This window comes from Virgibacillus oceani (assembly GCF_041521345.1).
Lineage (GTDB): Bacteria > Bacillota > Bacilli > Bacillales > Amphibacillaceae > Virgibacillus_N > Virgibacillus_N oceani_A.
Window position 1 is genome coordinate 38,531 of record NZ_JBGOHB010000013.1, and the last position, 18,292, is coordinate 56,822.

General features: G+C 38.6%; 19 protein-coding genes. 18 read left to right on the plus strand and 1 reads right to left on the minus strand.

Features of this window, described 5'->3' with window-relative positions:
* Nucleotides 1-3: 3 nt before the first annotated feature.
* The 5 genes from qcrB (at nucleotide 4) to ACDX78_RS11180 (ending at nucleotide 3,233) form a co-directional block, all read left to right on the plus strand.
* On the plus strand, nucleotides 4-678 hold the full coding sequence (gene qcrB / locus ACDX78_RS11160) for a menaquinol-cytochrome c reductase cytochrome b subunit (RefSeq protein ID WP_486027875.1): 675 nt from the start codon (nucleotides 4-6) through the stop codon (nucleotides 676-678).
* A 16-nt stretch (nucleotides 679-694) separates the two neighbouring features.
* Nucleotides 695-1,477, plus strand: coding sequence for a c-type cytochrome (locus tag ACDX78_RS11165; protein ID WP_486027877.1), 783 nt, complete (start codon nucleotides 695-697; stop codon nucleotides 1,475-1,477).
* 108 nt (nucleotides 1,478-1,585) lie between these two features.
* Nucleotides 1,586-2,164 (plus strand): lipoprotein heptaprenylglyceryl N-acetyltransferase LhaT, encoded by a 579-nt coding sequence (gene lhaT / locus ACDX78_RS11170; protein WP_486027879.1) that lies wholly within the window; start codon nucleotides 1,586-1,588, stop codon nucleotides 2,162-2,164.
* 64 nt (nucleotides 2,165-2,228) lie between these two features.
* Nucleotides 2,229-2,486 (plus strand): sporulation protein YpjB, encoded by a 258-nt coding sequence (locus ACDX78_RS11175; protein WP_486027880.1) that lies wholly within the window; start codon nucleotides 2,229-2,231, stop codon nucleotides 2,484-2,486.
* A gap of 60 nt (nucleotides 2,487-2,546) precedes the next feature.
* Nucleotides 2,547-3,233: a zinc metallopeptidase gene (locus ACDX78_RS11180; protein ID WP_486027882.1), complete on the plus strand. Its 687-nt coding sequence runs from the start codon at nucleotides 2,547-2,549 to the stop codon at nucleotides 3,231-3,233.
* Between the two features lie 53 nt (nucleotides 3,234-3,286).
* Here the strand turns inward: ACDX78_RS11180 and ACDX78_RS11185 are convergent, their stop codons facing one another.
* Nucleotides 3,287-4,159: a YitT family protein gene (locus ACDX78_RS11185; protein ID WP_486027883.1), complete on the minus strand. Its 873-nt coding sequence runs from the start codon at nucleotides 4,157-4,159 to the stop codon at nucleotides 3,287-3,289.
* 97 nt (nucleotides 4,160-4,256) lie between these two features.
* On the opposite strand from ACDX78_RS11185, the gene ACDX78_RS11190 reads away from it, so the two are divergent.
* From ACDX78_RS11190 to asnS, 13 genes are all read left to right on the plus strand, one after another.
* A complete protein-coding gene (locus ACDX78_RS11190; protein ID WP_486028030.1) occupies nucleotides 4,257-4,646 on the plus strand; it encodes a nucleotide pyrophosphohydrolase in 390 nt (129 codons plus the stop codon).
* 21 nt (nucleotides 4,647-4,667) lie between these two features.
* Nucleotides 4,668-5,465 (plus strand): 4-hydroxy-tetrahydrodipicolinate reductase, encoded by a 798-nt coding sequence (dapB, locus tag ACDX78_RS11195; protein ID WP_486027885.1) that lies wholly within the window; start codon nucleotides 4,668-4,670, stop codon nucleotides 5,463-5,465.
* Nucleotides 5,466-5,475: 10 nt separating this feature from the next.
* Nucleotides 5,476-5,892, plus strand: a complete 417-nt coding sequence (locus ACDX78_RS11200) for a methylglyoxal synthase (protein ID WP_486027886.1) — start codon at nucleotides 5,476-5,478, stop codon at nucleotides 5,890-5,892.
* Nucleotides 5,889-7,010 carry an N-acetyl-alpha-D-glucosaminyl L-malate synthase BshA gene (gene bshA, locus ACDX78_RS11205; protein ID WP_486027888.1) on the plus strand — a complete coding sequence of 374 codons (1,122 nt, stop codon included), beginning with the start codon at nucleotides 5,889-5,891 and terminating at the stop codon, nucleotides 7,008-7,010. Before ACDX78_RS11200 ends, bshA begins: the two co-directional genes overlap by 4 nt.
* A 17-nt stretch (nucleotides 7,011-7,027) precedes the next feature.
* A complete protein-coding gene (locus tag ACDX78_RS11210) occupies nucleotides 7,028-8,230 on the plus strand; it encodes a CCA tRNA nucleotidyltransferase (protein ID WP_486027890.1) in 1,203 nt (400 codons plus the stop codon).
* On the plus strand, nucleotides 8,197-9,186 hold the full coding sequence (locus ACDX78_RS11215) for a biotin--[acetyl-CoA-carboxylase] ligase (RefSeq protein WP_486027892.1): 990 nt from the start codon (nucleotides 8,197-8,199) through the stop codon (nucleotides 9,184-9,186). Before ACDX78_RS11210 ends, ACDX78_RS11215 begins: the two co-directional genes overlap by 34 nt.
* Before the next feature lie 16 nt (nucleotides 9,187-9,202).
* Nucleotides 9,203-10,033: a 3-methyl-2-oxobutanoate hydroxymethyltransferase gene (gene panB / locus ACDX78_RS11220; RefSeq protein ID WP_486027894.1), complete on the plus strand. Its 831-nt coding sequence runs from the start codon at nucleotides 9,203-9,205 to the stop codon at nucleotides 10,031-10,033.
* A 2-nt stretch (nucleotides 10,034-10,035) separates the two neighbouring features.
* On the plus strand, nucleotides 10,036-10,917 hold the full coding sequence (gene panC, locus ACDX78_RS11225; RefSeq protein ID WP_486027895.1) for a pantoate--beta-alanine ligase: 882 nt from the start codon (nucleotides 10,036-10,038) through the stop codon (nucleotides 10,915-10,917).
* Nucleotides 10,918-10,922: 5 nt separating this feature from the next.
* The gene (gene panD / locus ACDX78_RS11230; RefSeq protein ID WP_486027897.1) at nucleotides 10,923-11,306 is read left to right on the plus strand and encodes an aspartate 1-decarboxylase; all 384 of its coding nucleotides are present in this window, start codon (nucleotides 10,923-10,925) and stop codon (nucleotides 11,304-11,306) included.
* 95 nt (nucleotides 11,307-11,401) lie between these two features.
* Nucleotides 11,402-14,206 carry an ATP-dependent DNA helicase DinG gene (gene dinG, locus ACDX78_RS11235; protein ID WP_486027898.1) on the plus strand — a complete coding sequence of 935 codons (2,805 nt, stop codon included), beginning with the start codon at nucleotides 11,402-11,404 and terminating at the stop codon, nucleotides 14,204-14,206.
* A 1,006-nt stretch (nucleotides 14,207-15,212) separates the two neighbouring features.
* On the plus strand, nucleotides 15,213-15,737 hold the full coding sequence (locus ACDX78_RS11240) for a cell wall elongation regulator TseB-like domain-containing protein (RefSeq protein ID WP_486027900.1): 525 nt from the start codon (nucleotides 15,213-15,215) through the stop codon (nucleotides 15,735-15,737).
* 15 nt (nucleotides 15,738-15,752) lie between these two features.
* The gene (locus ACDX78_RS11245; RefSeq protein WP_486027902.1) at nucleotides 15,753-16,937 is read left to right on the plus strand and encodes a pyridoxal phosphate-dependent aminotransferase; all 1,185 of its coding nucleotides are present in this window, start codon (nucleotides 15,753-15,755) and stop codon (nucleotides 16,935-16,937) included.
* A 14-nt stretch (nucleotides 16,938-16,951) separates the two neighbouring features.
* Nucleotides 16,952-18,244: an asparagine--tRNA ligase gene (asnS, locus tag ACDX78_RS11250; RefSeq protein ID WP_486027904.1), complete on the plus strand. Its 1,293-nt coding sequence runs from the start codon at nucleotides 16,952-16,954 to the stop codon at nucleotides 18,242-18,244.
* The last annotated feature ends 48 nt before the right edge of the window (nucleotides 18,245-18,292 follow it).

An 18,292-nucleotide genomic window follows, 5' to 3' on the forward strand; every position in this document is an offset into this window, starting at 1 on the left:
TTTATGCTGCAGAAAATTTATGATTGGATAGACGATCGTGTAGATATTACGCCGATCTGGCGAGATATTGCTGACCACGAGGTGCCGGAACATGTAAACCCTGCACATCACTTCTCAGCTTTTGTCTATTGTTTTGGCGGGTTAACATTTTTCGTTGTCGTTATCCAAATTCTTTCCGGGATGTTTTTAACGATGTATTATGTGCCGGACATTGAAAATGCATGGAGATCTGTGCACTATTTACAGACGGAAGTTGCCCACGGACAAATCGTTCGCGGTATGCACCACTGGGGAGCTAGTGTAGTAGTTGTAATGCTGTTATTACATACGTTGCGTGTGTTTTTCCAAGGAGCTTATAAAAAACCGCGTGAGCTTAACTGGATGGTTGGTGTGTTAATTTTCTTCGTTATCCTCGGTTTAGGCTTCACCGGATATTTGCTTCCATGGGATAACAAAGCTTTCTTTGCAACTCAGGTTGGACTTGAGATTGCAGAACAAGTGCCTTTTATAGGTATGGAGTTAAAAACACTGCTGGCTGGTGATCCAACAATTGTTGGTGCTCAAACATTGACAAGATTCTTTGCCATCCATGTGTTCTTCCTGCCTGCTGCATTATTCGCACTGTTGGCTGCTCACTTTATTTTAATACGGAGACAAGGAATTTCAGGCCCATTATAAAAAGGAGGGAAAAGCTGTGAAAAAGGGAAAAGGAATGAAGTTTGTCGGGGACTCCCGAATTTCAGTAGAAAGAAAACCGAATAAATCCAAAGATTATTCTGAATATCCCGGAAGAACAGAAGCTTTTTGGCCCAACTTTTTATTAAAAGAATGGTTGGTAGGTGCTGTATTTTTAGTTGGTTTTCTAAGCTTAACATTAGCCCATCCATCACCTTTGGAGGGTGTAGCAGATCCAACAGATGCAGCTTATATACCATTGCCGGATTGGTATTTCCTGTTCTTATATGAACTATTGAAATATGAATTTGCGAGTGGTGATTGGACCATTATGGGAATTTTGGTACTCCCTGGGCTCGCTTTTGGAGCATTATTACTTGCTCCTTTCCTGGATAGTGGTCCGGGAAGAAGACCGCCACAGCGCCCAATCGCTATTGGAATGATGCTGCTTGGTATGGTTTCTGTCATTTGGTTAACCTATACTTCCGCGGCTGTTGTAGATTGGGATGAACGTGCCGAAGCCAACAAGCCGGTACATCCGGACGAGCTAGTGGAAATTGACACTTCTCATGAAGGTTACGCAATTTATGAAAATAGTTGTATGTCTTGTCATGGCGGTAATTTGGAAGGTACTGGCGCTACAGGGCCACCATTATTGGATCTTGATTATGATGCCGAAGAACTGGCAGACATTGCTGTTAATGGGATTGATACTATGCCGCCGGATCAATTCACAGGATCTGATGAGGAATTGGATCAGTTAGTTGATTTTATTCTAACGGTAAATGAAGAAACTGAATAATTTCGATGAAACACCTTTGCCCAAAATAACGGCAAGGGTGTTTTTTTATAGCCATTTTAATTATAATGAAACATAGCATGTTTATATAGAAGGAAGGAAATACAAATAATGATCAGATATATCTTACTTGACAAGCGGTTTCTTATTTTATTATTTATCATTAATCTATTTGGTACCATTTACGGTTATATGTGGTATGAAAATCAGTTATCGGTCACTCCCACCATATTTATTCCATTCGTCCCTGACAGTCCAACAGCTAGTTTGTTTTTTACAATATTTCTGCTGTTTTTTATTTTTGGAAGAAATGTTCCTTACATAGAAGCTTTGGGGCTGATTACTTTACTTAAATATGGAACCTGGGCGGTAGTGATGAACTTACTTACACTTATTATGGATGGGTCGCTCGACTGGTCGGGATATATGCTTATCGCTTCTCATGGCGCCATGGCCATACAGGGTCTCCTATATGCACCATGGTATAAAATTAAAATGAGACATCTTGTCGTAGCAGCAATTTGGACTTTGCATAATGATGTTATTGATTATGTTTTCGGAATGATGCCTGTGTATTCCACTTTAAATGATTATATGAATGAAATAGGTTATTTCACATTCTGGCTTAGCATTATTTCCATCTTTATCGCTTATGCAGTAACCATTGGTGCAAACAGACAAAAAGTCTAGTGTTATATAATATTATCCCGAATCATATAGTAGGTATAAGAAAAAGAATTTGGGGTGATCTTTTTTGCGAAAAAACCAGGTATGTCTCCTGCTGTCCATTATTTTGCCAATCATCATTATTTTAGCTGATTTTTCTATACTGGAGGTAAGTGCAGCAGCTGAGAACTCGAATGCGACCAAGAAAAATTTTGACCTTGCTCCATTTATCTGGACAGTAGGTATCGTTGGCGGATGTATCGCAATTACATTATCCTATGTAAGTTGGAGAAAATATAAAGGGGAAGAAAAAAAGAAAGTAAGGAAGGACAAAACAATTGACTAAACATTGATTTTTGACTAAAATTGACCATAAGAATAAATTAATTTTATGGAGGAATGCAGTGTGTTTGGAGGATTAGGCGGTTATTTGATTTACATTGCCCTTTTACTTATTATTCCGTTGTGGGCACAATCAAAAGTAAAATCAACCTACAAAAAATATTCTAAGAAGCCTACATCATCTCAAATGACCGGTGCCCAGGTGGCAAGAAAGATTTTGGATGATAATGGTCTATATGACGTAAATATTGAAGCAACGAAAGGTGAACTATCTGATCACTATGACCCAAGAAAAAAAGTTATCAGACTTTCCAAAGGGATTTTTCATGGACGTTCCATGGCATCATCTGCAGTTGCAGCTCATGAGGTGGGACACGCTATTCAAGATGAACAGGAATATGCCTTTTTAAAATTCAGAAGTGCTTTGGTACCAGTTGCCAGCTTCGGATCAAACATTTCCTTCGTTTTCATTCTAGCCGGTATCTTCTTTCAAATGACAAATATGCTCCTGCTTGGTATTATCTTCATGTCGGCAGCAGTACTGTTCCAATTGGTAACATTGCCAGTCGAATTTGATGCATCAAATCGAGCCATGGGACAGCTTGTGTCAGCAGGTGTAATCCGAAACAATGAAGAAAGAGAAACAAAAAAAGTATTGAACGCCGCTGCGATGACATATGTAGCAGCAGCATTGGTTGCTGTAATGGAATTGGTACGATTTATTTTAATATATGCAGCAAGCAGAGACTAAATGTAAACTTCCCCGTCTGACAAAAGCGGGGAAGTTTTCTAATATATAACTTATTATCTTTCTATCGGGTTTTTATTTTCATCCAATGTAAATCCTTCACCAACGACATCATGTACCGTACCAACAGCGACAAAAGCATTGGGATCAATTTCATTAATTATATTCTTCAGCCTTACGATTTCATTCCTCGCCACAACGCAATAGAGTACATTACGCTTTTCACCTGAAAAACTTCCCTTCCCATCAAGAATCGTTACACCTCGATCCATCTCTTTTAATATCTTATTGGATATCTCCCCATAATTATCTGAAATTATCGTAGCTCCCTTGGCAGAGTAAGCTCCTTCTTGTATAAAATCAATTACTCTTGCACCAATGTAAACGGCAACCAGGGTATACATTCCCTGATCAAGTTCCAAAATAACAAATACGGATATAGCTATTACTACAAAGTCAAATATAAACATGGTGCGTCCCATACTCCATCCGGCATATTTATTCACCAGTCTGGCGATAATATCTACACCGCCGGTAGTGCCGCCAAAGCGAAAAATAATGCCAAGCCCCACGCCTATGAATACGCCTGCGTACAGTGCTACAAGCGTCATATCTTCCTGAAGTGCTACATTGAACTGGTAGGTTTGAAAAACGGACAAAAATAAAGAAACTGCAAATGTTCCTATAATTGTATAAAGGAATGTATTTCGTCCAAGGAAATGCCACCCGATAAAAAACAAAGGAATATTTAAAAGTATATTTGTAATGGCAGGATCCCACTCCCACAGAAAAAACAGAAGGAGTGTAATACCTGTAAAGCCGCCTTCACCGAGATTATGCTGCATATTAAAATGAACAAGGCCGAACGAAAAGATAGCTGAACCAAACAAAATAAAAGCGATATTTTTTAACTTCAAACCGAATAGCATTTGTCTATTAACCTCCCTAATCATTACCACATAGCATTCTTAAATTATAGATAATTTATCCCTCATTAACAATGGTTGGGCTAAATAATTTGTCAAAATTGCACCGGTTCGCTACCATGAAGAAGAAAGGGATTTAGAAAAGGGGGAGCTTCCAATTAGTAATCCAAACTATTCAACAAAAGAAATACAACAGCGTGTAGATCAATATATTTCCCAATTTAAAGAAGGGTATTTTTCTCCTTTAAGTTTAATGGCAAGATTATCGGAGGAAACCGGCGAATTAGCGAGGGAAGTGAATCACTATTACGGTGAAAAACCAAAGAAGCCAACAGAAGAAGAAAAGACTATTGAAGAAGAACTGGGAGATATACTTTTCGTCCTTTCCTGTATCGCCAATTCTCTGGATATTGATATGTCAGAGGCTTTCAACCTCACTATGAAAAAGTTTGAATCAAGAGATAAGAACAGATGGACAAGGAAAGCGTAAAACCTGTATGGAGGAATAGAAATGAAAATTAATGTAATTTTAGCGGGACCACGCGGCAGAATGGGATCCCAAGCAATTGAAATGATTTTGGAAAATGAGGATCACTTTAATCTTCTAGCCTGCATTGACAGAAAAAATGATGGTATGCAGCTGAAGGATATAGAAGGTTTCCCGAATCTTTCCATTCCCATTTTTGAAGATCCAGAAGAATGTTTTCAAGAAACAGAGGCAGATGTATTTATTGATCTGACCGTCCCTGAAACAGGGTATCGAAATACAAAAGCAGCTATACTGCATAATATCCGCCCAGTAGTGGGCACTACCGGTTTTACAGAAGATCAGATTAAAGATTTAACATCAATATGTGAAGAGAAACAACTAGGTGCCATTATTGCCCCGAATTTTGCCATTGGTGCTGTATTAATGATGAAGTTTTCCAAAATGGCTGCAGCTTACTTCCCTGATGTGGATATCATCGAAAAACACCATGACCAAAAACTCGATGCGCCATCCGGGACTGCAGTGAAAACAGCTGAGCTTATGAAAGAAACAAGGGAGTCCAAAAAACAGGGACACGAAGATGAACAGGAAACCCTGCCTGGAGCCAGAGGTGCAGAAATGGATGGCATGCGAATACATAGTGTCCGCATGCCTGGGCTGGTTGCTCATCAAGAGGTCATTTTTGGCGGAAAAGGACAAACTTTAACGATCAAACATGATTCTATTAACAGGGACTCATTTATGGAAGGCATAAAAGTCAGTGTGAAACAGGTAATGGAACTTGAAAGATTAGTTTACGGACTGGAAAATCTATTGTAGGGATGATCAGATGAATATTGCACTTATTGCTCATGATAACAAGAAACAGGTAATTATTAATTTTAGTATCGCTTATACACATATTTTAAAGAAGCATCAGTTATTTGCCACTGGGACGACAGGAAAAATGATTACAGCGGAAACAGGGCTGCCCGTTCACCGATTTCAATCAGGCCCACTGGGCGGGGATCAGCAAATTGGCGCGATGATTGCAAATAATGAAATGGATATGGTTATTTTTATGAGAGATCCGCTGACAGCCCAGCCTCATGAACCTGATGTTAGTGCCTTAATGCGGATATGTGATGTACATGCCATTCCTTTAGCAACCAATTTAGCAGCGGCAGAAATTTTTATTCAAGGAATGGCTCACGGGGCATTCGACTGGAGAAAAACAGTGAAAAAGCAAAAGGATAACCATAAATGAGAATTGGTATTACTTGTTACCCGACAGTAGGCGGTTCTGGCGTGGTTGCAACAGAACTGGGAATGCTTTTAGCCGAGAAAGGTCACGAGATTCATTTTATTACTTCCGGTTTACCTTTTCGGTTAAATCGGGTTTATCCAAACATTTATTATCATGAGGTGGAAGTAAACCACTATCCCGTATTTCAATACCCGCCATATGATTTAGCACTGGCGACAAAAATGTCTGAAGTCATCGACCAGAAGAAATTAGATATACTCCATGTACATTATGCGATGCCGCATGCGATTTGCGCCATTTTAGCAAAAGACATCGCCAATCATGATGTGAAAATTGTAACTACCCTTCATGGCACGGACATTACGGTACTTGGTATTGATCACACATTCAAAAAAATGATTAAGCATGGTATTGAAAAATCGGATGCTGTAACAGCGGTATCTCATGATTTAGTAGAACAAACAGTCAATATGCTTGATGTAAACAAGGAAATCTCCGTTATTCATAATTTCATAAACAAAGAAACGTATTATAAAAAAGATTTATCGAGTCTTAAAGCACAATATGGAATCCTAGCTGATGAAAAAGTGATTATTCATATATCCAATTTTCGCAAAGTAAAACAGGTTCAAGATGTGATCTATACTTTTCAAAAAATACATGACCAAATTCATAGCAAACTCTTGTTAGTTGGCGATGGGCCGGAGTACAGCTTAATGGTGCAGCTTGTACAGGAGTTAGGATTAACCGAAGCTGTTCTGTTTTTAGGAAAACAGAAAAACATCAGTGACTTATTGTCGATTAGTGATTTAAAACTGTTAATGTCAGAGAAAGAAAGCTTTGGATTGGTATTATTAGAGGCGATGGCATGTGAAGTGCCTTGTATTGGTACGAATGTAGGTGGCATACCCGAAGTAATTGAACACGGGGAAACCGGCTATATTGTAAATTTAAATGATGTGAAAGAAGCAAGCAGTTATGCACTAAATCTTTTGACAGATGTAAAGCTTCTTCATCAATTTTCACAGAACGCAGTCCAACACGCCAGATCGCACTTTAATTCAGATAAAATTGTTCAGGAATATGAAAATCTATATAATAAACTATTTAAAGCTTAAGCAAATTAGGTGATCCAATGCTTCCAAAATCATTTAAGAAAGCTAAACCAATAATAGATAAGATAGAAAAACACAGCTATAAAGCGTATTTTGTTGGTGGCTGTGTACGTGACTATTTACTGGAGCGAGAAATAGGCGATATAGATATTGCTACATCAGCTTCACCTGAAGATATAAAACAGATTTTTACTAAAGTTATCCCAGTTGGAATTGAGCATGGCACAGTCATTGTTCGTCATCAACATGAATCGTATGAAGTAACCACATTCCGAATTGATGGGGAATATACGGATCACCGCCACCCGGACTCTGTAAAGTTTATTGATCAGATTGACGAGGATCTCAAACGGAGAGACTTTACGATCAACGCGCTTGCCATGGATAAGAACGGAGAAATAATCGACATATTTGGTGGTCAGGAAGATCTCCGCAATAAAATCATACGGACAGTGGGCGAGGCGGCAGATCGCTTTGATGAAGACCCGCTACGGATTATAAGGGCATTACGATTTTCTGCGCGCCTCGGATTTGAAATTCATAGTGATACTTTACAGGATATGAAAAAAGTAAAACATTCGATTCAAAACCTAGCAATGGAACGAATACAGAAGGAACTTTCAAAATTTTTCTCAGGTCCGTACATCAATCAGGGACTGCAATATTTAAAGGAGACAAGGGTTTATAATGAACTGCCAATCATAAAAGACAATCCGCCTCTTATTCATAAGCTGCCAAAGCCTATGCTACCCTTACACTCATTCGGGGAGGTGATTGCGCTAATGTATAATGTAGAAGATAGCGTATCAATAACAGAGTGGGTAAAAAAATGGAAGTGCTCCAATAAAATTAAAAATGAAGCAGAGCAGCTAAATAATGCCATAAAGGACTATACACGCCTCGGACTCAATTCCTGGCTGGTATATAAACTTTCCAACAATTATTTTGAAGGTTTTATCAGATTGGTGAATTGCTTAAATATCAGTTCCGAACTGACATTGGATGAACTGAAGGAAATTGCGAAAAAGCTGCCGATTCAATCAAAAAATGAGCTTGCTTTTAACGGGCATGATTTATACCATATGTTTCCGGAATTAAAAAAAGGGCCTTGGATGCAGAAAACGTTATACAAAGTGGAAGAAGCAGTTGTCACCGGCAAATTAAATAATTATAATAATGAGATAAAGGAATGGATAACATGGAATCCACCCGAAATAAATTAATCAGCCTGCTGGCGAAGGAAAAGAAAAGTTTTATTTCCGGACAGGTATTATCCGATGAATTAAATATTTCCAGAAGTGCTATATGGAAGCATATGAACGAATTGAAAAAGGACGGCTATCAAATAGAGGCACAATCCAATAAAGGATACCGGATTACAGGTTTTCCGGAGAAAATTAGCGAAAATACTTTGCAATGGGGACTTGAAACAGAATGGGCCGGCAGAACTATCATACATAAAGAAATGGTGAGTTCCACACAGACAATTGCACATGTGGCCGCCCGAAACAATGCTGCTCATGGAACAGTAGTTATAGCCGATGAACAAAAAGAAGGAAAAGGACGAATGAATCGCCATTGGCACGCTGCCAAAGATCAAGGGCTTTGGCTCAGTCTGATTTTAAGACCTGAAATACAGCCACAGCAGGCACCACAGCTGACATTGCTGACTGCTACTGTATTAGCAGATGTTTTAAGCAGCTATACGGACACGAAACCAATGATTAAATGGCCAAATGACATTTTGTTAAATGAAAAGAAATGTGCCGGTATATTAACCGAGATGCAGGCAGAACAGGATCAAATCCAATACATCGTAATTGGTATAGGTTTAAATGTAAATCAGGACGAAAAGGAACTAGCCGGAACTATTCAGAAACAAGCCACCTCTTTAAAAGTGGAAACAGGGAAAAGCTGGTCAATGAAAGAGCTTTTTCAAGACTTTATGCCTGCTTTTGAAAAGGCTTATGACACCTATCTTGAAAATGGATTTTCAGAGATAAAAAGGAAATGGGAAAGCTATGGCTTCAAAATAGGTAAAAAAATTCGAATTAAAACAATGAATAAAAGCTGGGATGCTTTATTTACAGGTATTTCGGATGATGGAGCATTAATAATAGAGGAAGAAAGTGGAGAATTAAATACATTATATTCTGCAGAAGTCGATTGGTTTAAATAAAAAGGGGGAATCTAATATGTTAAATCGAAACGATTTGAGCAAAATGAAAGAGGAAAAAGAAAAAATTACAATGATTACTGCTTATGACTATCCTGCAGCAAAATCTGCCGAAGAATCGGGAATAGATATGATTTTAGTAGGCGATTCTTTGGGTATGACGGTACTCGGCTATTCATCAACGATACAGGTTACTGTCAGTGATATGATTCATCATGCAAAAGCCGTAAAACGCGGAGCAACGGATACATTCGTTGTGGTGGATATGCCTTTTATGTCTTACCATATATCCATGGAAGAATCATTAAAGCATGCACGGCAAATTATGCAGAAAACGGATACACAAGCAGTAAAAATTGAAGGTGCTTCAGATGAAAATCTGCAATTAATCAAACGTTTAACTGAAGCAGGAATACCAGTACTAGCTCATCTCGGTTTAACACCACAAACCGTAAATGTGCTGGGTGGTTACAAAGTGCAGGGCAAAGATAAAAAAGATGCTCAAAAACTACTCGATGACGCAAAGCGGGTAACTGATCATGGAGCCATTGCGCTTGTATTGGAATGTGTGCCGAAAGAATTGGCCGAACGAATTACAAATGAAATTGCCATACCTACGATTGGAATCGGAGCCGGGGTACATTGTGATGGTCAGGTGCTAGTTTACCATGATATTGTTAAATATGGTGTTGACCGGCTGCCTAAATTTGTAAAGCCTTACGGAGATTTTAATCAGCAGGGAAATGAGGCAATTAAGTCCTATGTTTCAGATGTCAAAAAACAGGCATTCCCGGCAGATGAGCATTCATTTCATATGAAAGACAAATCAAACTTACCAAGTAGGGGATAAATGTGGAAATCATACGATCCATAAAATTACTCAGCAAAAAAACCAAAGCACTAATCAGACAAAACAAACAAATCGGATTTGTTCCAACGATGGGGTTCCTTCATGAAGGACATCTGAGTTTAATAAAGGTAGCTAGACAAGAAAATGATATCGTCGTTGCCAGTATATTTGTCAATCCGCTGCAATTCGGAGAGAATGAGGACTTTAAACAATACCCCCGTGACGAAGAACAAGATGAAAAACTGGCTATAGAAGCAGGAGTGGACATCTTATTTTTCCCTGATATAAAAGAAATGTATCCGGAAAAAATGCAAATTTCCATGGGTATTACAGATAGAACGGATGTGTTGTGCGGTAAATCAAGACCAGGCCACTTCGATGGTGTTATTACTGTACTTACAAAGTTGTTTCATATGACAAATCCGGATAAGGCTTATTTTGGAATGAAAGATGCTCAACAGTCAGCAGTGGTAGATGTGCTAATTCGAAACTTAAATTTTCCGGTTCAATTAATTGGTCTTCCAACGGTAAGGGAGGAGGATGGCCTCGCAAAAAGCTCCAGAAATGTCCATTTGAGCGGGAAAGAAAGAGAAGAAGCAGCCTGGATATGTAAAGCTTTAAAATTAGGACAGCAATTCGTTATTGACGGAGAAAAAAATCCTGCTATGATTGAAAAAGAGGTTATAGATACAATTAAAAACAATACGCAAGGCAAAATTGATTATGTAGAGTTATTAAGTTACCCGGATTTAAAGCCCGTAAAAGAAATTGATCAACAGGTTATATTAGCAGCGGCAGTACATTTCGATAAGGCAAGGTTAATCGATAATCTTCTGTTTGACCGAAATGGCAGTTTAATCAACGTATTTAAACCAGAGGAGTAATTATAATGTTTCGTACCATGATGAAAGCAAAGCTTCATCGGGCAACCGTAACAGAAGCAAATTTAAATTATGTAGGAAGTATAACAATAGACCAGGAACTGTTGGAAAAAGTGGACATTCTGCCAAATGAGAAAGTGCAGATTGTAAATAACAATAATGGTGCCCGTATGGAAACCTATGTTATTCCCGGGGAAAGAGCTTCAGGTGTTGTTTGTTTGAATGGAGCAGCAGCAAGACTCGTCCAAAAGGGAGATACAGTCATTATCATTTCTTATGCAGTTATTTCAGATGAAGAAATGAGTTCATATAAACCAAAAGTTGCTATAATGAATGAAAAAAATGAAATTGAAAAACTCATGGAAGAAGAACCGCCATTAACGGAACTATAGGAATTTACATAGCCTAAAACTCTTATCGGATTAATGGATAAGGGTTTTTTATCGCTTTTAACCAATGTAATGAATGGGTGAACTGAGGTGAGCATATGGAAAAATACACAGTGATTGACCTGGAAACAACGGGGCAATCAACAGCAAAAGGCGACAAGATCATTGAGGTTGGAATCGCAGTTATTGAAAACAATGAAATAGTGGAAGAATATTCCACCTTTCTAAACCCTGGAAAACAAATACCTGCATTCATTACAAATTTAACTGGTATAGATAATGAAGATGTTCATTCAGCACCTGCCTTTTCTGATAAAGCCGAAGAGATAACAGCTTTTTTTAAAGACAGCTATCTTGTTGCGCATAATGTACCCTTTGATTTAGGCTTTTTAAATGGGGAACTAAAAAACATCGGTATGGAAGGATTAAAAACACCGGTCATCGATACAGTCGAGCTTTCCAGAATATTATATCCGAAAGCTCCCAGCTTTAAATTGAGTCAGCTGACTGAATATCTGGATATTTACCATGATGATCCTCATCGTGCCGCTTCAGATGCACAAGTTACAGCAAAACTGTTTATAAAATTAAAAAATAAGCTCGCAGCCATGCCATATGAAACAGTAGATCATTTGTTAAAACTGGAAAAAAAGTTCAAATCCGACCTTTATGCATTATTACATGAACAGCAGCAAAAATTAGCATTTTCCACTATCAACCCGCCGGATATAGAAACTTACCGCGGTCTCGCATTTAAACAAATTGAGGAATCGGAGAAAGAAGATGTGCACGTAGAAACTTCTTTCGGGGAATACTTGGATAATATTTATGAGGAAAATGGATCTCTGAAAAAAACCTTATCAGGTTATGAAAAAAGAGAAGGGCAGCGTGAAATGTCCGAGGTGATTTATGATGCTTTTCAAATGCATAAACATGCACTTATAGAAGCAGAAACCGGTACAGGTAAATCACTTGCCTATTTATTGCCTGCCATATACGAAACATTAAATTCAAAGAAGCGGCTCGTGATAAGTACATTTACAACACAGTTGCAGTCACAGCTCTTGGAAGAAGAAATTCCTTTAATAAGACAGCTGCTGGATATACCCTTTTCCATCGCCTTATTAAAAGGGAAAACTCATTATATCAGCCTGGAAAAGTTTGAAAAAGAACTTGTGGAAACAGAACAGGATAATTATGATATTGCACTTACTAAAGCGATGATTCTTGTTTGGTTAACAGAAACAGACACTGGGGATATTGATGAAATACACTTACCCTCCAGCGGGTATTTATTTTACCAGCGGGTATCGACTGATAAAGAAGGGTATACCGATACTTACTCACCATGGTTTAGCAAATCTTACTACCAAAAAGCGAAAAAAATGGCACAGAAAGCCGATATCATTGTTACCAATCATGCGTTAATCTGTACAGACATGTTCAATGATTACGACATACTCCCTGCATACGAAAAAATAATCATTGATGAAGCCCACCATTTTCAGGAGATTGCAGCCAATCATTACGGTTTAAAAGTAGATTATGCAAATATGCTGTTCACGTTAAATCAGCTTGGCCAGCACGATGAAGAATCTAAATTATTTGCTAAAGTACTGCGGCAAAATAATGGAAGAACCGATCATCTTCCAGTAAGTAAATGGGATGAAATATTAACAAATGCAAAAATTGAAATTGATGATTTGTTCCGGCAAATTTTTCAATATGTTGTTGAGCAAAACAACCGCAATAAATCTTTAAGTGATATTGGACGGATTCAATATCGTTTCGAGAACGGAAAAGAAACATCTCGTAAATGGGAACTGATTGTAGAAATGGTAACAAGACTCATTTTTTATTTACGTGATTTAATCCATATTCTTTCCATGTTAGAAAAATCCTTTGCCAAACAAGAAATTTTCGATAAAATGGATAAGGATGAAGTGAGGGAAAGTACCCAAAACATACAGTCTTTCATTGATCGGTTAGAACAACTGTTTTTAACAGGAGATTCAAATGAGCAGGTGAAATGGATTGAAATTGAAGCATATGGCGCAAAAAATGCAGTATATCTTTACAGTGAACCTATTGACATGTCCGACTTATTATCAAATGATTTTTTCAATAAAAAAGAAAGTGTTATTTTAACTAGTGCTACGCTTACAATGAAAAAATCCTTTTCATTTATTCAAAATGAACTTGGTATTGAATCCGAAAGATTATCGACAAGAAAAATTGATTCCCCTTTTTCTTATCAGCATCAAGTTCAGCTCTTCGTACCGAATGATTTTCCGGATATCAGATACGGTAAACAGGAGGATTTCGTTTTCGCTGTAAGTGAAGCTATTCTATCTTTAGCTGATGTAACAAATGGAAGAATGCTCGTATTATTTACATCGTATGACATGCTGCGAAAAACGTATTATTTACTAAAGGAGAGCATGGAGTCGCAACAGTTTGCATTGATGGCACAAGGAATTTCAAGCAGTAGCAGGACAAGGTTAAAGAAAAATTTTCAAACCTTTGATAATGCCATATTATTGGGTACTAGTTCTTTTTGGGAAGGGGTGGATATTCCCGGAGAGGATTTATCTGCGCTAATGATTGTCAGACTTCCTTTCCAGCCTCCGGATCACCCAAAGTACGAGGCGAAATCAGCCTATTTAAAATCCGGTGGCAAAAATGCATTTATGGAATTGGCACTGCCCCATGCTGTCATTCGCTTTAAACAGGGATTTGGCAGACTAATTAGATCAAAGAGTGACCGAGGCATCGTTTTCATTTGTGATACACGAATAGTCAATGCACGCTATGGTAAATTTTTTATTGATTCCATACCTGATGTACCTTTAACAAATACTTCGACAAAAGAACTGATGCAAAAAGCAAAAGACTGGTTTTAAAAAAATTATGGATCTTAGAATTATGTATAGGTATTGAACAGATTGAAACCACGGCTAAATGCTCAATTCCATCGAAGTGATAGTTGCTTTGGTTACAAAATCTATAAACTGTGACGTAACTATTCTTTATTTCCTAAGTCTAAGCAACACCTACCGTCCGGGATCGCCTCGGGCGGATGCTTTCCGCGGGCATGGCCTCAGCCTCGGGCTAACAGGATGTTAGTCATGAAGGCGTTGCGACAGGACGTCGCGACTTTAGCCTTCCATCCACTCGACCGTTCTGCGGGGTCTTCGGACTCGTGCTGTTCCCGCAGGACAAGGAAGGCTGCGTCAGCATTACATCGCACAAAGAAAATTGCATTATATTTTCGAGGAGTCACCGCCCTACGCTCACCCGGACTAGTGAGAGCACAATTGCTTCGGTCAATTGCACTAGTAATAGGTAGTAAACCAATTCCAGCGGAGGAAATACACGGAGACTCCTGCGGGAGGAATGGCCTCGGTGAGACCCCGCAGTGCGACAAATGAAGGGCGACTAAAACCGCCCTTTGCGGGCAACGTCGGCATACCCCTTGTCGGGGCAAGGAGGCTCACCAGCCACCCGCGGAAAGCGTAGTGTATTTCCGGAGCGTTAATCGGTACTCAAACAACATTTAAAGTTACGCCGCAGTTTCCTTCAACTGTGAAGATAAAAAGCAACATTCTTTTAGAAAACAGCCATATAAAAAAACTGCTGATATCCATATGGGTATCAGCAGTGAAAAATGTGGTATAGGTTGGAAGAATTTTGTCGATGGAAACTAAAATCAGGTAGTAATTTATCCCTGTTCTGTTATACTGTAATTATCATTTAGCTCTTTTTATCGACGTAATTTTATTATCTGTAAATAGGCGTGAGTCTATGACTAACAAAATTTGATAATTAGCTCGCAGCATTTTATTGCATAAAAATAAGTCTGGCATCGGCACATGTTTGCAATGACTTCAAAAGTGGGATGGATCAATCATGCATAATCAAACGTCTAACATTAAAAGGTTCTTTATATGGGGTTCGATCATTTTATTGCTTTTGCTTATTTCAGCTGCAGTGTACAGTATCTTTCTGTATCAGGATATTATGGAAAGCAAAACAGAGGGTTTTGCTGAAACCGAGACACAAATTTTGAATGCCACCTCACTTGTTGCCGTTGAAAAAATAGAGCAGTTCAATGGTGATGAATCTTATCATGTCGTATTTGGCGAAAATGATGCCAGTGAGCAAAAGATCATTTTTTATCCACTGGAAGGGCAGGAAAAACAATTAACAGTGCTCGATGAATCCGAAATTGTATCCGAGCAGACTATTTTAAACCACTTGCAAGATGATTGCGGCGAATGCAAATTAATAAAAGCGGTACCTGCAATTAAAGATGAAAATGAATTATGGGAAGTAACGTATATCGATGAATCAGCGCGGTATATTTTAGATTATTTATCCATTTATGATGGATCACGTTATGAACGATACCGATTTACGCAAATGTTTAATTAGAAAGGGGTTTATTTCATGGATTTAGCAAACAGGGTAAAGACATTAACACCTTCATCAACACTGGCTATAACCGCAAAGGCTAAAGCACTGAAAGCAGAAGGTCATGACGTTATTGGACTAGGCGCCGGTGAACCTGATTTTAATACACCGGAATATATTCTGGACGCTGCCAAAAAAGCGATGGACAGCGGGATGACAAAATATACACCTTCGGGTGGTATTCCTGCATTAAAAGAAGCTATTTGCCATAAATTTGAAGCTGATAATCATCTTAACTATAAGACCGATCAAATTATTGTTACTGCAGGAGCAAAGCATGCTTTATATACTTTATTTCAAGTATTGTTAAATGAAGGTGATGAAGTGATTGTCCCGGCACCATACTGGGTAAGCTATCCAGAGCAGATAAAACTGGCCGGTGGAGTGCCTGTATATGTGGATGCGCTCGAAAAGAATGAATTTAAATTAACACCTGAAGAGCTTGAAAAAGCAATAACTGATAAAACAAAAGCAGTTATTATTAATTCCCCAAGTAATCCAACCGGGACGATGTACAAAGAGAAGGAGCTGGAGAAACTTGGACAGATTTGTTTAAAGCATAATGTTTTAATCGTCTCTGATGAGATTTATGAAAAATTAATATACTCGGGTGAAGACCATACATCGATTGCACAGATTTCCGGTGAGTTAAAAGAACAGACTGTCGTCATAAACGGTGTTTCCAAATCCCATTCCATGACAGGCTGGAGAATAGGCTATGCAGCCGGTTCAAGCAAGATTATTAAAGCAATGACAAATCTTGCTTCCCATTCGACATCCAATCCAACCTCAATTGCACAATTCGCCGCTTTGGCAGCATATGAAGAGAAAGAAGATAATCTAAGTACAATGAAAAGCGCATTTGCCGAAAGATTGGAGTTATTATATGAGTTACTCCTTGACATACCTCATGTAAGCTGCATAAAACCTAAAGGAGCGTTCTATCTTTTCCCTAACGTGAAAAAGGCAGCAGAGAAGAGTGGTTTTTCCAATGTGGATGAATGGGTAAGTGCACTTCTCGAGGAAGAAAAAGTTGCCCTTGTTCCAGGGTCCGGCTTCGGTTCCTCTGATAATGTCCGTTTATCATATGCCACTTCAACAGAAGATTTAAAAAAAGCGGCAAAGCGAATCAAACGGTTCGTGATTAATCATCAAGCATAATAGGAGGACAAACTTTGAAACCAACAATTTCACAGTCACAGAATTATAAAGATCAAACTGTAACGATTGGCGCATGGCTTAATAATAAAAGATCCAGCGGAAAAATAGCCTTTCTGCAATTGCGGGATGGTACCGGGTTTATGCAGGGAGTTGTAGCAAAAAATGATGTGAGCGCAGAAACATTTCAGCTTGCCAAAAATATGAATCAGGAAACTTCCATGTATATAACGGGGAAAATTGTAGAAGATACGAGATCCCCATTCGGGTATGAAATGCAGGTAAGCGACATCGAAGTTATTCATGAAGCGGTTGATTATCCGATAACACCAAAAGAACATGGCACTGAATTTTTAATGGATCATCGACACCTCTGGCTGCGTTCAAAAAGGCAGCATGCGATTATGAAAGTACGAAATGAAATTATACGGGCAACCTACCAATTTTTTAATGACAATGGCTATGTTAAAATTGATCCGCCTATTTTGACTGGATCGTCTGCAGAAGGAACAACAGAGTTGTTTCATACACAATACTTTGATGAAGAAGCTTTTTTATCACAAAGTGGACAACTCTACCTTGAGGCGGCTGCCATGGCTTTTGGAAAGGTGTTTTCCTTTGGGCCGACATTCCGTGCTGAAAAGTCGAAAACAAGAAGACATTTAATTGAGTTTTGGATGATCGAACCTGAAATGGCTTTTGTGGAACATGATGAGAGCCTGGAGATTCAGGAACAATACGTAAGCTTTGTAGTGGAAAATGTACTCAAAAACTGTAAACTGGAATTAAATGTACTGGAAAGAGATACGTCAAAACTGGAAAAAATCAAAGCACCATTCCCGAGAATTTCATATGATGATGCCATTAAGCTATTAAAAGAAAAAGGCTTTACGGATATAGAGTGGGGTGAGGACTTTGGCGCACCACACGAAACGGCGATTGCTGAAAACTTTGATATGCCCGTTTTTATTACAAATTACCCTGCCGAAATTAAAGCTTTTTACATGAAACCAGCACCTGGCCGTTCTGATGTTGTATTATGCGCAGACCTGATTGCACCTGAGGGCTACGGTGAAATTATTGGCGGTTCGGAGCGAATAGATGATTTGGAATTAATGGAAGAAAAATATAAACAGCATGGTTTGTCGGGAGAAGCCTACCATTGGTACTTGGAACTTAGAAAATACGGAAGTGTTCCGCATTCAGGATTCGGCTTAGGACTTGAAAGAACAGTTGCCTGGCTGTCGGGAGCAGATCATGTAAGAGAGACGATTCCTTTCCCACGTTTATTAAATCGTTTATACCCATAATAAATGTAAAAAGATTTCAGGAAATAGAGCAATTTTGTTAAACAAATT